At 64.2% G+C, this 13,904-nt stretch carries 11 protein-coding genes; 5 read left to right on the forward strand and 6 right to left on the reverse strand.

From position 1 onward, the window contains the following. The first annotated feature begins 36 nt into the window (after positions 1 to 36). A complete protein-coding gene (gene ftsH / locus L21SP4_RS08025) occupies positions 37 to 2,004 on the forward strand; it encodes an ATP-dependent zinc metalloprotease FtsH (protein WP_082116634.1) in 1,968 nt (655 codons plus the stop codon). 4 nt (positions 2,005 to 2,008) lie between these two features. Here ftsH and L21SP4_RS08030 read toward each other — a convergent pair whose 3' ends face one another. Genes L21SP4_RS08030 through L21SP4_RS08040 form a run of 3 tightly spaced genes read right to left on the reverse strand, consistent with a single transcriptional unit; the run spans position 2,009 to position 5,025 of the window. Further along, positions 2,009 to 3,004, reverse strand: a complete 996-nt coding sequence (locus tag L21SP4_RS08030; RefSeq protein ID WP_052882168.1) for a tRNA dihydrouridine synthase — start codon at positions 3,002 to 3,004, stop codon at positions 2,009 to 2,011. Next, the gene (locus tag L21SP4_RS08035; protein WP_052882169.1) at positions 3,001 to 4,323 is read right to left on the reverse strand and encodes a phosphomannomutase/phosphoglucomutase; all 1,323 of its coding nucleotides are present in this window, start codon (positions 4,321 to 4,323) and stop codon (positions 3,001 to 3,003) included. The genes L21SP4_RS08030 and L21SP4_RS08035 overlap by 4 nt, the downstream gene beginning before the upstream one ends. Before the next feature lie 33 nt (positions 4,324 to 4,356). Continuing rightward, positions 4,357 to 5,025: a DUF1573 domain-containing protein gene (locus L21SP4_RS08040; protein ID WP_160300753.1), complete on the reverse strand. Its 669-nt coding sequence runs from the start codon at positions 5,023 to 5,025 to the stop codon at positions 4,357 to 4,359. 165 nt (positions 5,026 to 5,190) lie between these two features. On the opposite strand from L21SP4_RS08040, the gene L21SP4_RS08045 reads away from it, so the two are divergent. The 4 genes from L21SP4_RS08045 to L21SP4_RS12830 all read left to right on the forward strand — a co-directional run bounded on the left by L21SP4_RS08045 (position 5,191) and on the right by L21SP4_RS12830 (position 8,693). After that, the gene (locus L21SP4_RS08045) at positions 5,191 to 6,906 is read left to right on the forward strand and encodes a GspE/PulE family protein (protein ID WP_052882171.1); all 1,716 of its coding nucleotides are present in this window, start codon (positions 5,191 to 5,193) and stop codon (positions 6,904 to 6,906) included. Positions 6,907 to 6,974: 68 nt separating this feature from the next. Beyond that, a complete protein-coding gene (locus tag L21SP4_RS08050) occupies positions 6,975 to 7,403 on the forward strand; it encodes an FHA domain-containing protein (protein WP_052882172.1) in 429 nt (142 codons plus the stop codon). Beyond that, positions 7,378 to 8,166, forward strand: coding sequence for a tetratricopeptide repeat protein (locus tag L21SP4_RS08055; protein WP_082116636.1), 789 nt, complete (start codon positions 7,378 to 7,380; stop codon positions 8,164 to 8,166). The genes L21SP4_RS08050 and L21SP4_RS08055 overlap by 26 nt, the downstream gene beginning before the upstream one ends. A gap of 146 nt (positions 8,167 to 8,312) precedes the next feature. Then, entirely contained in the window at positions 8,313 to 8,693 is a 381-nt protein-coding gene (locus L21SP4_RS12830) for a methylated-DNA--[protein]-cysteine S-methyltransferase (RefSeq protein ID WP_052882174.1), read from the forward strand. A gap of 53 nt (positions 8,694 to 8,746) precedes the next feature. Here L21SP4_RS12830 and L21SP4_RS08065 read toward each other — a convergent pair whose 3' ends face one another. The 3 genes from L21SP4_RS08065 to L21SP4_RS08075 are packed head-to-tail and all read right to left on the reverse strand — an operon-like array spanning position 8,747 to position 13,781. After that, positions 8,747 to 11,197, reverse strand: coding sequence for an ATP-binding protein (locus L21SP4_RS08065; protein ID WP_052882175.1), 2,451 nt, complete (start codon positions 11,195 to 11,197; stop codon positions 8,747 to 8,749). Then, on the reverse strand, positions 11,194 to 11,733 hold the full coding sequence (locus tag L21SP4_RS08070; protein ID WP_160300756.1) for a TOL_0243 family YfiR-like periplasmic protein: 540 nt from the start codon (positions 11,731 to 11,733) through the stop codon (positions 11,194 to 11,196). Before L21SP4_RS08070 ends, L21SP4_RS08065 begins: the two co-directional genes overlap by 4 nt. A gap of 47 nt (positions 11,734 to 11,780) precedes the next feature. Continuing rightward, positions 11,781 to 13,781: a TOL_0244 family TonB-dependent receptor gene (locus L21SP4_RS08075; RefSeq protein ID WP_052882177.1), complete on the reverse strand. Its 2,001-nt coding sequence runs from the start codon at positions 13,779 to 13,781 to the stop codon at positions 11,781 to 11,783. Positions 13,782 to 13,904 lie beyond the last annotated feature (123 nt).

Raw genomic sequence — 13,904 nt, forward strand, 5'->3', positions numbered from 1 at the left:
GGACATAAGCAGAGTCATCCGGTACCCTGCCCGGGTATGGCAGAACAGAAAGAGCAGCACAGACGAAAAAAGCAGGACAACCAGGACCCATCCCCTCCTGCACCGTCCGGTGTCGGCAACTTAGGGCTCTGGCGCTGGATTCTGGCCTTTCTGCTCATCTGGGCGGTCACGTCCGTTTTTCAGCGGATGATGGCCCGCCGGGCGGAACGGGTTCCTGTTTCCTACACCGTGTTCAAGCAGCAGGTGCGCACAGGCAACGTGGAACGCGTCACCCTTCAAGGACCCGAAATCCGGGGCGAATTCGAGTCGCCGTACCACCCCCCGGCTCCCGAACAGGCCGACACCGAACGGACAAAAGAGGGCTTCGGGCGCTTCCGGACCACCCGCCCGCCCGTGGAAGACCCCGACCTGATCCCGCTTCTTGAAGAAAAGGGCGTGGGAATCGAGGCGAAGGCCGTGAAGCAGCAGGAATGGATCGGCATGCTGCTGCTGATGCTTCCCTGGCTGCTGCTGATCGGCTATTTCGTCTACGCCGGCCGGAAGATGCGCCGGCAGATGGGCGGAGGGGGCGCCGGGGGAGGTCCCGCGGGCCTGTTCAATATCGGCCAGTCCAAAGCGCGCCGCGTGCAGAAGTCGATGTGCCGCGACCGGTACGACGACGTGGCAGGCAACGAAAACGCCAAACGCGATCTGCGTGAGATCGTCGACTACCTGAAAGACCCGGGAAAGTTCACCGCGCTCGGCGCGCACATCCCCAAGGGCGTACTGCTCACAGGCCCGCCCGGGACCGGCAAAACCCTGCTGGCGCGGGCGACGGCCGGCGAGGCGGAAGTGCCTTTTTTCAGCATCAGCGGCTCTGAATTCATCGAAATGTTCGTCGGTGTGGGCGCCTCACGCGTGCGTAACATGTTCAAGCAGGCCAAGGACAGCGCACCGGCGATTATCTTCATCGACGAGATCGACTCGATCGGACGGTCGCGCGGCACCGGGCTCGGCGGCGGACACGACGAGCGCGAACAGACGCTGAACCAGATCCTCTCGGAGATGGACGGATTCGAGCCGCATGAGTCCGTGGTCGTGATCTCCGCGACCAACCGGCCGGACGTGCTCGACCCGGCCCTGACGCGACCCGGCCGTTTCGACCGCCGGATCGTCCTGGAACCCCCGGCGCGCGAGGCACGGGAGAAGATCCTCGGCATCCACGCCCGCGAGGTACCGCTGGCGGAGGAAGTCGATCTCAGTAACGTCGCCGCGCGCACGGTGGGCTTTTCCGGGGCCGACCTGCGGAACCTCGTCAACGAGGCCGCCCTGATGGCGGGCCGCCGAGAACGCAAGCAGGTGACCACGGAGGACTTCGAGGACGCGCGCGACAAGCTCATGCTCGGCGCCCGGCGCGAGGAGACGCTGGAAGAGGAGGAGAAGAGACGCATCGCCTGGCATGAGAGCGGCCATGCGCTGCTCGCCGAGCTGCTCGAGCATACCGACCCGCTGGAAAAGGTCACCATCATCCCCCGCGGCCGGGCGCTGGGGGTTACCGAGCAGTCGCCGGAAATCGAGCGCCACCAGTATGTGAAAGACTACCTGCTCGACCGGATCTGCTCAGCGCTGGGCGGACGCGCCGCCGAAGAAGTGGTTTTCGGCGACACCTCGAACGGGGCGGCGTCCGATCTCGACCAGGTCACCCGCATCGCCCGCCACATGGTCTGCCGCTGGGGCATGAGTAAGAAAATCGGGCCGATGACCCTCGGCGGTGAACAGTCGAACGTCTTTCTCGGCCGCGAGATCACCCAGCAGAAAGAGTACAGCGAAGAGACCGCGAAACGGGTCGACGACGAGGTGCGCCGGATCGTGAGCGAAATGGAGGAGCGCGCCGTGGACCTGCTCCGCCGAAACCGCGCCCGTCTGGATGCGCTCGCCCAGACACTGCTCGAGGAGGAGACGGTGCCCCGATCGCGCATCAGGCAACTCCTTGAGGAGACCCCGCCCGAAGGGGACCACGCATAGACGTTCAATCCACGGTACGTCTGACTTCTTCGAGCATCTCTCCCACGCGCCGCACCCCCTGAATCCTCCGCATCAGCTCGCGGCGGCCGCGTATTCCGCGCAGGTACCCGGCGAGATGCGCCCGTCCCGCGGAACAGGCCTTACGCTCCGCGCGGTCGCGATCCAGACCGCTGCGCACGTACAGGTCCCGCAAACCGCGCAGGTGACGCTCGATCACGGCGCACCGCTCCCCGGTTGAAACCGGCGGTTCACGGTTTGGGAGCAGTTCGCGGAAAATCCAGGGACGACCGATCGCCGCCTGGCCGATCATCACCCCGTCGACCCCGGTCTCCCGGATCATGCGCTCCGCATCCTCCCTGCCCGCGATGCCGCCGTTGCCGACCACCGGGATCCGCACCGCCGCCTTCATCTTCGCGATGCGGTCAAGATGGACGGGCCCCGCATGCCGTTTCGTCGCCGGCCGTCCGTGCACGATCAGCAGGTCCGCCCCGCCCTCCTCTGCCGCACACGCCACGGCTGCGGGATCGTCCTGTTCGCAGTAGCCGATGCGGGTCTTAACGCTGAGCGTACCCCGGACGGAAGCGCGCACGGTCTCGACATAGCGCCGCAGCCCCGCGACGTCGCGCAGCAGACCGGCGCCCGCGCCCTGCCCCGCAATCTTCCGCGCCGGACAGCCGCAATTGAGGTCGATCCAGTCGAACGCCCCGGACCTCTCGACTTCGGCCGCGGCCCGCGCGACGCTGTGTGCCTCGGCGCCGAACATCTGCGCCGCCGCGGGGTGGACCTCGCCGAACGTTTCCAGGATGCGCGCCGTGCCCCCGGACCCGCGCACGAACCCCTCGGCGCTGGCGAGTTCGGAGACGACCGCCCCCGCGCCGTATTCGCGGCAGATTGCGCGGAAAACCGGATCGGTGTAGCCCGCCATCGGCGCGAGGAACACCGGCGGGTCGGCCGTCACCGTCCCGAACTGCAGATGGGAATGAACAGGGCCTTGGTTCACGCGCGGATACGTGCGAGGACCTCGTCGCGTTTCTGTTCCATCATCTCCGCCGTGCGGGCTTCCAGATTGAGTCGCACGAGCGGTTCGGTGTTCGACTTGCGCACGTTGAACCAGAAATCATCGAACTCGAAGGAGAGCCCGTCGAGTTCGATGACCTTGCCGGTACCGTACTCGGCGCGCAGCCGTTCCAGCACCTCGTCGGGATCGCCGACGCGGGAATTGATTTCACCGCTGGCGCAGTAGCGGGACACCGGTTCGATAAGCTGTGAGAGCGTCTTTCCGGTATCGGCGATGAGGTTGGCGATATGGATCGCGGCGAGCGAGGAGCATTCGGCGAAGTAATTTTCGCGGAAGTAGTAGTGGCCGGACAGTTCGCCCGCGAACAGCGCGTCCGCCTCGCGCATCTGGTTTTTGATGAAGGCGTGGCCGACGCGCGACATGCGCGCCTCCCCGCCGGATTCCTCGATGATTTCCTTGACCGCCTTGCTGCTGCGCAGGTCATAGAAAATCACGCCGCCGCCCTTGCGCTTGAGCAGCGATTCGGCGATCAGCGCGGTGATCTTGTCCATCGACACCACGTCGCCGTGTTCATCCACAAACCCCGCACGGTCGGCATCGCCGTCGAAGGCGATCCCGAAATCGCACCCCTCTTCGCGCACTTTCGCCTGCAGGGGCTCCATGGTTTCGAGCTTGAGCGGGTTCGCCTCGTGGTTCGGGAAACGGCCGTCGTACTCCTTGAAGAGGGGGACGATTTCGAACAGTCCCTCGAGTACGTCACCTTCGGCGATCCCCATGGCGTTCGCGTAATCGACGGCCACTTTTAGCGGTTTCTTCACATCCGCGTATTCACGAATGGCCGCGATATAATCGGCCTTCACGTCATGGGTGCTGAGTGCGCCCATCTCCGCGGCGGGATCGTCATAGGCGTCTTCGTTTACAATGCGCTCGATATCCTCGATGCCCTCGGGTCCGCTCAGCGGTATCGCGGCGTGCCGGCACATCTTGAATCCGTTCCATTCCTGCGAATTGTGGGAGGCGGTGATAATGACGCTGCCGTCGGCGCCGAGTTCCCCGTTGGCGTAGTAACACATCGGGGTTGAGACGAGACCGATATCGATCACATCCACGCCCTGCTGGCGGAGGCCGAGCGTCAGCTTGTCGAACAGCGCCTTCGAGTGCGGGCGCATATCGTAGCCGACCACGACCTTCCGGGGTTTCAGGTACGTGGCGAAGGCGCGGCCGATCCTATAGGCCGTGTCGTCGGTGAGCGTGTCGCCGTAGATGCCCCGTACGTCGTAGGCCTTGAAGATCCCTGCCATGGAAGTGTTCCTTTCGTTTTTTGCGGCGCGCCGTTACTGTACATAACCCTTTACCGGGATGACGATCCGGCTGCGGTCCGGATGGTCCACGTCGATCCTGATCGCCCCGTCGATACGGCCCTCGGGATACGGCGGTGCCGCGGTAACTTCCACGACGTAGATGCGCGACCTTTTGAGTTCGAGCACGTTCAGGTCCAGAAATCCTACCGAAGTCGAGGCCTCGCCGACCGCGGTGTCGCGGTCGAACTCGAGCGTAATCCGCCGGGCCACCTCATCGCCGTCCGAAAGGGGCAGCCAGAGCTGCTCCGGATTGACCCAGATCGGCGGCTGAACGAAGCCCTCGATCGTGACCTCGAAGCGGGGCTGCTCCGGGTCGTTCGAGATCACCGTCACCTGCTTGTGCTGTTCACCGCTACGCCCGGAGGGATTGAATCGAACCTCGAGGTCTGTGCTTCCTTCCGGGGGAATCTCCCTGGAACCGACTCTCGCCCGGGTGCAGCCGCAATCCGCCTGCACCTCCTTAATCACCAGGGTTTGATCGCCCGTGTTGCGCAGCACGAAAGAGTGGGTCAGCACTTCCGCGTCTGAGGCGTAGTCAAAGCGCCAGTGAGGATTCTCGCAGACGAGATCCGGAGCCGCGACCGCTCCGGCACCGATGAGTGCCGTCAACGCCAGTACAATCCATGTTCTGCCTGTCTTCATGATTCGCAACGCCTCTAAAAATCGATGTGGCCGAGCAGCCATGAACCGGACCCCATCCGGTTTTGCAATTATGATAATACAGGTGGCGGGCAGGCGAATGCAAGGGGTGAATGAATATCAGAACCCTATTGCCAACACGTGCTTTTCCGGTGATATTGGACGCCTATGGTACGGACCGGAGACATCACGGCGCACTGGCTCGGCGAGACGGGTCTCTTCTCTGAAGACCAGATCCGCCTTATACTGGAGCGGCGCAGGACGGAGGGTGAGAGCCTCGCCCAGGCGGTCACGGCGCTGGGACTGGCGGACGAGGAGGACTTCCTCGAGGCGCTGGCCGGGGCCATGGGTCTGACGTTTCTGCGGCTCCGCGACCGGAAGCTGGACGAAGATCTGCTCAGTCGACTCCCCGCCCGGGCGGCGGTTCAGTATCATGTCGTGCCCGTAGGGGCGGAGGAGGATCTCCTTCGGGTGGCCACGCATACCCCGCTCAAGCCGGGGCTGATCGACGCCCTGCGCCTCGCCACCGAATCCCGCATCGAACTCGCCCTGTGTCCGTCCCCCGACCTGGCCCAGGCGATCAAGGCTTTTTACGGCGTGGGCGCCGAGACGATGCAGAGCATGATGGAGGAAGACCGGATCGAGGTGACCGCGGAGGAACCGCTGCTCAAGCAGGACCTGAGCGAACTCGATCAGGAGGCCTCCGTCGTCAAATTCGTCAACCAGATCATCTGGGAGGCCCTCCAGGAGCGCGCCACGGACATCCATCTCGAGCCGATGGAAAACGATCTGAGGATCCGCTACCGGATCGACGGCGTGCTTCACCAGACCCCGGTCCCGCCGCAGATCAAGCAGTTCCAGTCCGCCATCATCTCGCGGATCAAGGTGATGTCGAACATGGACATCGCCGAGAAGCGGCTGCCGCAGGACGGACGGATCAGCCTGCGGGTCCGGAGCGAAGATCTGGACGTGCGCGTGTCCACCATGCCGACGGTCTACGGTGAGAGCGTCAGCCTCCGGCTGCTCCAGCGCGGCGGGTCGATGATCCGCATGTCCGAACTCGGTCTGGACGACCGCAACGAGGAGCTGCTGAACCGTCTCATCCACAGGCCGCACGGCATCCTGCTGGTGACCGGTCCCACCGGTTCCGGGAAATCCACCTCGCTCTACGCCTGGCTGCACACGATCAATTCCGTCGACCAACGCATCATCACGGTCGAAGACCCCATCGAATACGAGATGGCGGGGATCAACCAGATCCAGATCCGTCCCGAGATCGGGTTGACGTTCGCCCGCGGTCTGCGTCACATCCTGCGCCAGGACCCCGACGTCATCATGGTCGGCGAGATTCGCGACAAGGAGACCGCCGAGATCGCGATCCGCGCCGCGCTCACGGGTCACCTGGTCTTCAGCACGCTGCACACCAACGATTCCGCCGGCGCCGTGACCCGGCTTCTCGACATGGGCATCGAGCCCTTTCTCGTCGCCTCCTCGGTCGAGGCCATCGTGGCCCAGCGGCTGGTGCGCACGCTGTGTCCTCACTGCCGCAGGCCGTGGACGGGCGAGCGGTCCATGCTCGAGCGCGAGGGGTTCCCGGTGGACAGGCTCTCCGACCACACGATTTACGAGGCCGCGGGGTGCGAAGCCTGTCTGCACACCGGCTTCCTCGGCCGCGCCGGCATCTTCGAGGTCCTCCCGATCACCGAACGCGTACGGCCGCTGATCGTGGACCGCGCCTCGGCCGCCCGGATCAAATCCTCCGCCGGACGCGAAGGACTCAAATCGCTGCGGCACGACGGCTGGGAAAAAGTGCTCGAAGGGAAGACCACCATCGAAGAAGTGCTGCGCGTGACGGAAGAGGACGAGGCCCTGGCGGGGAACTAGCCCACCCCCTCTTTCCCTTTCACGCAAGCCTGCTTTTGTGATACAAGTCTGCGAAAGGAGTGCGGGAGATGTATCTGATCTACAAGGACGACGAGGGGAAGCGCGTGGCGGTGGAACTCGGAGAGAGCCCGATTTCGATCGGACGCAGCCCGGATGCGGATATTCAGATCGTGGATGACCGCGTATCGCGGATGCACACCGGGGTGCGCCGCTGGGAAGACGATGTCTACGTGAAGGACCTCAACTCCAAGAACGGGACCTATCTCAACGGCGAACGGATCCGGGACATCGCCAAGCTGAATCCCAATGATGTGATCACGGTCGGACCTACGCGGATCCTGGTCGACGTAAAACCCGGCAAGGGGACGGAAACCATCCTGCAGGAAGTTCAGCAGGAGATGGAGACCGGGAAGGGCTACAACACCATTCTCCGCGAGATCGTACAGGGAACCGGGTCGGAGGCGGAGGACGATGAAAAGCAGAACGAGTCGTCCTGAGGGTCTACCCCCCGTACGCCCCCGCTCCGCCGCGCATCGGCGCTTTCTCCTGCCCGCACTCGTGCTTCCGGCGCTTTTGCTCCTCGCCTCCTGCGGTCCCGCCCCCGAAAATCCCGATGCCCGCGACGAGCGCCGGCCCGCCTTCCGCAAGGCGGTGCGTGCAAGAGAGGCGGGGCGCACCGAAGAGTCGATCGCCCTCCTCCGCACGGCCCTGCGAAAGCACCCGGACATGGCCCGCGCGCACCTCGAGCTGGCCCGTATCTTTCACGAACAGCGCTCTGATTATGCGCGGGCCATCCACCACTACCGCCGCTATCTCGAACAGCGGCCCGAAGCACAGAAGAAGCCGCTGGTCGAGAACTGGATCGAGACCGCTCGTGCCGATTTCGTGCGGGAGATGATGCGTTCGGAGGCCGCGCCCCCGGTGATCGAGAAACTCAAAGTGCTCGAACGCGAAAACCGCGCCCTGAAAGCGCGGCTGGCCCGCGGGGAAGCGCCCGCGGAAGACAACGCCCCTCCTGAACGCGGAACGCTCTCCCGATCCGGCCCGGAAAAAGAGTCGGCGCGGCCGTCCCCAAAATCCGCCCGGAAAAAACGGACGTATGTCGTCCGCGGGGGCGATACGCTCTCCAGGATCGCCGCCAGGGTCTACGGCGACGCCGCCCAGTGGCGGCTGATCTATGAAGCCAACCGCGACCGCATGAAAAGCGAGCGCGACCTCCAGATCGGCCAGGTGCTGACCCTCCCACCGCCGGATGAATGAGACCTCGAGCTGAAATGAACGAGGACCTTACCCTCCCCACGAGCTGGGGACCCATTGAGATCTCCATCCGGTCCGGATTTCCGGTTGTTTGTCGGCTACCCGTCGTCGGGGAACCTATCGACATCCCTTTTGAAGCTGGAGATCCCGTGAACCCCTCCGGCGCATCCCGCGTCTTCGTGACCTACGCCTCCGCATTGCTGAGGGGTGAAAAGATGCAGCCCCCGCCCTTCCCTCTGCCCGAAGGCGCGCCCTTCTACCGGCAGGTATGGCACGTCCTGCGGACCATTCCCCGCGGCGAGGTCCGCACGTATGCCCGGGTTGCGGCCGACGCCGGATGCCCGGGCGCCGCCCGGGCCGCGGGTACGGCCTGCGCGCGCAATCCTCTCCCGCTGTTCATCCCCTGCCACCGCGTGGTCGCCGCGCACGGCCCCGGCGGTTTCGGTGCGGGCCTCGCATGGAAAAAGCTGCTCCTGAAAAACGAATCGTCCTCAACCAGGAAGGCCCGTTACAGCAAGCTGAAAAAATAGAATCTTACTCAGCATTCAGGCTCCCCCTCTTACTCTCACTCCGACCCTGTCTCTTACTCTGATTCTGACTCTGATTCTGTCTCTGATTCTGTCTCTGACTCCGCCTCCCCTCCCGGTGCCCGACGCAGTGCTTCGGCAAGCTCGGCGAGGCGGATGGGCTTGGCGACGTAATCGCTCATCCCTGCGTTGAAGCATGCACGCTGATCCTCTTCGTAGGCGTGGGCGGTCACTCCGATAATGTAGGGCGAACGGGCGCCGAACTGCGCTTTTATTTTCCGGGTCGCGTCGAGCCCGTCGAGCTCGGGCATTTGGATATCCATCAGGACTACGTCGAAGCGGCGCTGTTGTACCCTTTCAAGCGCCTCGCGCCCGTTTTCCGCGAGTTCGGCGCTGTACCCGAGACGGCCCAGCATGCGCATCGCCACCATGCGGTTGACCGGGTTGTCTTCGGCCAGCAGGATGCGCAGGGGATGGCGCCGTCCGAGGTCGTCGTCCGGGGCAACCTCCGCCGGCTCGGCCTGCATGGATGCGCCGGCTTTTTTCTCGCCGCGCTGCACCCGCACGGTAAAGGTAAACGTGGAACCCTCGCCGGGAGTGCTCTCCGCCTGCAGATCGCCGCCCATCAGTCGACACAGTTCGCGGGAGATGGTGAGTCCGAGGCCGGTGCCGCCGTACCGCCGCGTCGTCCCCGGATCGGCCTGCACGAACGGATCGAAGATCTTTTCGAGCTCTTCTTCCGTCATGCCGATCCCGGTATCGCGTACGGCGAACGCCAGTGTGACCCGGTTCTCCTCCTCCCTGCTCTTCCAGACCCTGAGTTCGATTTCGCCTTCGCGGGTGAACTTGACGGCGTTGCTGAGCAGATTCAGAAGCACCTGACGGAGGCGGTCGGCATCCCCGCGGGGATGCGCGGGGACTTCGTCGGCGACGGAAAAATGGAGTTTCACCTGCTCCGGCGCCCGACGCGATCGTACGATGTCAAAGGCGCTTTCGATACATCCCTTGAGATCAAAGCTGTCCACATCGAGTTCGAGCTTTCCGGATTCCAGCCGCGAGACCTCGAGCAAGTCGTTGATGATGTTGAGCAGGGCGCGCGCACTGGAAAACACCGTCTGCAGCGAATCCCTGTGTTCGCGCGGGAGATCGGCCTCCATCAGCAGTTCCGTCATGCCCAGCACCGCATTGAGCGGCGTCCTCAGCTCATGGCTCATGCGGGCGAGAAAATCGCTCTTCGCACGACTGGCCTCGGCCGCCTCTTCGGCCGCGCGCTGGGCCTGCTCCATGGAGCCGCGCAGTTTTTCGTTCACAACCTGCAGCTCGTCGCGCGCGCGTTCGAGGTCACGCTCGGCGCGCTTGCGTTCGCTGATGTCGAGCACCGCGCCCTCGAGCGTATCCGTCTCCGCGTAATAGCGGCCGCTCAGGATACAGTCGCAGCTCGTCCCGTCCCGGCGGCGGCCCTCGAATTCAAAACTCTCCACGCGGCCCTCGCGGCGACTCTTTTCCAGCATCGTCCAGCGGTCGGCGGAATGTTCATAGCATTGAGACGGCCGGCCCTCACGGAGGAGTTCCTCTACCGATCCGTAGCCGAACATGCGGGCGAGTTCGCGGTTGGCGTTGAGAAAGCGGTCTTCGTCGGCTTGGGTGCGGTACAGCCCCACATGCGCGGTCTCGTAGAGATTGCGATAATGCGCTTCGCGCTCGCGCAGCTCGGCGGTGCGTTTGCGGACCTCTGCCTCCAGGGTGCGGCGATGCGCCTCCAGCTGACGGTCGCGCTGTTCTATTTCATCGAGCATCCCGTTGAACGCATCCACAAGGATTCCGATCTCGTCCCCGCTGCGCTTCTCCTCGCGGATCGAATAATCCTTCTCACGGGTGATATGCCCGGCCATATCCGTCAGTCTCAGGATCGGACGGGTGATGACCCGCTGCAGCATGCGCGACAGGGCCACCGCCAGCAGCAGCGCGCCCAGCAGGATGGCCGCCGCGATCTGCGCATAGGTCACCATGCGCCCGCGCAGCTCCCCGGTGCCTTTGCAGAGAACGAGCTTCCCGACGCGGCGCCCGTCGACGCGGATCTCCCGGTCGTAACACACGAGACCCTGCGCGTCGCCCTGCTCCTCGGGCGACTCCGCGTCCTTCGCCCAGCGCACAGCGCCCTGATCCAGGTAGGTGGCGAACACGCCGCCCGTGGCGTCGTAGACCCTCGCCGCCACCATCTCCTGGTTCGCGTCCAGCGAGGAGAGCGTCTCTTCGGCCGCGCCCGGATCCTCAAACAGCAGCGCCGCCGCGCAGTTGGCGCCGAGGATATCCGTCAGCGAGGAGAGTTCCTCCTCCGACGCGCGCCGCATCATGAGGTAATCGTGAAAGAAAAATGCCCCCGTCGCCGCGAAGAGCACGACCGTGCAGGCCGCCACCATCAGCAGGGTAAGCTTGTCGCGCAGAGGGATGTCGCAGAACGGCCGCCAGCGCATCACCAACGGGGAATCGCCGCTCTGATGTTTCACGGGCGCACCTCCATCGCCAGCCGCAGCAGGTGCGAACTGAATTCGAGGTCCGCGTGCTCCGCCGCCTCTCTGTTGACCAGGAACCTCACTTTGCCCTCGCGGACCACCAGCTCGATCATCCCGCCGCGCAGCACGAACCCCGGCGCGTCGGAAACGGTGAGCACACCGCGCCGGCCGAATTCTTCGAGGAGGGTCTCCATCCGCACCGCCTCCGAGCGGGCGATGAACACCGCGTGCACCCGGGACCCCTCCGGCCGCTGACGCCCGTGCAGGATGCGCAACGGTCTCTGTTTCACGCCCCGCTCCGCCGCGCGGATCAGCACGGCCCCGAACGGGTCTTCCCCGCAGACCATCAGCCTGAACGGGGTCTGTTCATCCTTGAAGCAGGTCTCCGGCCATTCCACGTACAGAAGGAAGTTGTACAGAAAGGCCGCCTTCACCTGGTATTCGCGGCTCACCGCCTTTGTTTCCGGTTGCGCCGGGGAGGGAGTGACCATGCCGATCAGCAGCATCAGCACCGCCCCCCCTCGTTTCATCGTCGATCTGAAGGACATTCTCCCCATAATCACCCCTGTCCGCACTCTCAAAAGGTCCACGTCGCCCGCACATACACGCTCCGTTCAACCTCCGTGCTTTCGCTGTTCAGGATGAGCGACGACGCATATTCGCGGTGGGCGGGCTCCAGAAGGTTGCGTCCCACAACGGCAAGATTGAGCCGGTCGTTCACCTGCCAGCGCAAGCCCGTATCCATGGTGAGATAGGGGTCGATATCGTAGCCCGCATAATTGTTAATGTTTCCGGTGTACCGGAGCCACGCGTCCCACGCCAGGCGCTCCGTCAGATCCACGGTCGACAGCAGGTGGGCCATATTCTGCGGCACGTCGTTCTCGAAATTCTCGGTAAACGGATCGTTGCTCCCCTCTTCCGGATGAAGATGCATCTCGATAAAGCTGTAGCTCGCGTCGAGCGTCCAGCGATCGCAGACGTCCCAGCGCGCTGAAGTCTCGAACCCGTAGGACTCCCCGCGCACGCGGTTATCGATATCAAGCACCGCGGGCGGACCGGTATCGACGAGCTGCAGCGACTGCATCTCGTCGTAGTCGAAGTAGAACGTTGCGATATCCAGCATGACATTCTCATGCGGACGCGTACGGTAGCCGAGTTCCCAGGCGACCAGGTCCTCGGTGCCGTAATCGGAATTTCCGCGGATCACCAGCGGGACCCCGTTCCAGACCTGGCGCAGGGTCCAGTCGTGCTCCACCCGTGCAGGCGTCCGGACCGCGCGCGTTACCGAAGCCCACCAGGTATCCCTGTCGGTAGGCGTCCAGGCGAGCCGCGCCCCCGGCTGCCATTCGAATCCGGTGTAATCGTTGTGCTCCAGCTTCGTGCCCAGCGAGAGCGTGAGCGCATCCGGCCGGAGTTCGTACTGCTCCTGAATAAATCCGCTGAACAGCTGGGTGGTGCGCGATTCCTCATCGAACCGGTAACTGAACGATTCGTCGAGATCGTCGTCCACCAGCCGGTATCCGAACCCCCAGATCCGCTCGCGGCGCGGCGAAACCCGGAGCTGGTGCTGAACATCGAGATCGAAGGTGTTCACCTCCATCTCGAGCGTGGACTCTTCGCGGTGCCGGTGATCGATGAACGTCTGCAGCTGGAATTCCTGCGTGATGTCCGGCGTACGGGTCCAGCGGAACAGGAGATCTCCGCCGCTGACGCGTGCGTCCTCCGCATCCTCGCGGGTAACGGGGAACGGCCAGAACGCGGGGTCGGGGCTCGTCACGCTCTGCCCCAGCAGCCCGCGGTAGTAGTCGCCGCGCATCATGAACCGATCCGCCTCGCCCCCGGTCCAGTCCATCCGGAACCCGCCGCGCCCCATGCGCCAGTCGTCGTGCCCCTCGTCACCGCCCACGGGGGCCAAATCGCGCTCGAAGCCTTTGGCATACACGCGGTAGAAGGTATTGGAATCGATCCGTCCTCCGTAGCGGGTGCGCAGGTTGATGCGTTCTTCGGTCCCGGCGGTAATCCCGGCCAGGCCGCCCTGAGTCTCTTCGGCCGATTTCGTGACGATATTGACGATGCCGTTGACGGCATTCGCCCCCCAGAGCGTCCCGCCCGGACCGCGGATGACTTCGATCCGCTCGATGTCCTCGAGCATCAGGTCCTGCAGCTCCCACATCACGCCGGAGTACAGCGGGTGATACACGCTGCGGCCATCGATCATCACGAGCATGTACCGCGCGAAGCGGCCGTTCAGTCCGCGTGCGCTGATGGCCCACTTGTTCGCGTCCATGCGCACGACCTGCACCCCGGGTGCAAGGCGCAGGACCTCCGGTATGGTGGTGGCGCCGGACCGCCGGATCTCCTCGGAAGTGATTACGTAAACGGCGGCCGGGGTGTCGAACCAATGCTCGGGCTGCCGGGCGACCGTCGTCACTTCGACCTGCATCAGCTCCTCGAGTCCCAGGGCAAACAGGTCCGCACCGGGCGCAGACTCCGCGGAACCGGACAGGAGCGGCATCGCGGCCGTCACCGCCGCGACGGCCGCCTTCAGGACGACTTTGCGCTTAAGACTGCGTGCCATCGAAAGCCCCTCCATAGAGCATCGCCACGATGATTGAGTCCGGCGCCGAGATTGTCATTAAAAAAGCCGCAAAAAACGGGGGTTCCGTTTCCTGCGGCTCTTCTCTTCAGCCCGGGTTCAAGT

The organism is Kiritimatiella glycovorans (genome assembly GCF_001017655.1).
Classification (GTDB): Bacteria; Verrucomicrobiota; Kiritimatiellia; order Kiritimatiellales; family Kiritimatiellaceae; genus Kiritimatiella; species Kiritimatiella glycovorans.

Excerpts from the sequence above, each read along its gene's own strand:
- ftsH (WP_082116634.1), top strand. The coding sequence starts at position 37 with ATGGCAGAACAGAAAGAGCAGCACAGACGAAAAAAGCAGGACAACCAG.
- L21SP4_RS08035 (WP_052882169.1), bottom strand. The coding sequence starts at position 4,323 with ATGGCAGGGATCTTCAAGGCCTACGACGTACGGGGCATCTACGGCGAC.
- L21SP4_RS08040 (WP_160300753.1), bottom strand. The coding sequence starts at position 5,025 with ATGAAGACAGGCAGAACATGGATTGTACTGGCGTTGACGGCACTCATC.
- L21SP4_RS08045 (WP_052882171.1), top strand. The coding sequence starts at position 5,191 with ATGGTACGGACCGGAGACATCACGGCGCACTGGCTCGGCGAGACGGGT.
- L21SP4_RS08050 (WP_052882172.1), top strand. The coding sequence starts at position 6,975 with ATGTATCTGATCTACAAGGACGACGAGGGGAAGCGCGTGGCGGTGGAA.
- L21SP4_RS08055 (WP_082116636.1), top strand. The coding sequence starts at position 7,378 with ATGAAAAGCAGAACGAGTCGTCCTGAGGGTCTACCCCCCGTACGCCCC.
- L21SP4_RS08070 (WP_160300756.1), bottom strand. The coding sequence starts at position 11,733 with ATGAAACGAGGGGGGGCGGTGCTGATGCTGCTGATCGGCATGGTCACT.
- L21SP4_RS08075 (WP_052882177.1), bottom strand. The coding sequence starts at position 13,781 with ATGGCACGCAGTCTTAAGCGCAAAGTCGTCCTGAAGGCGGCCGTCGCG.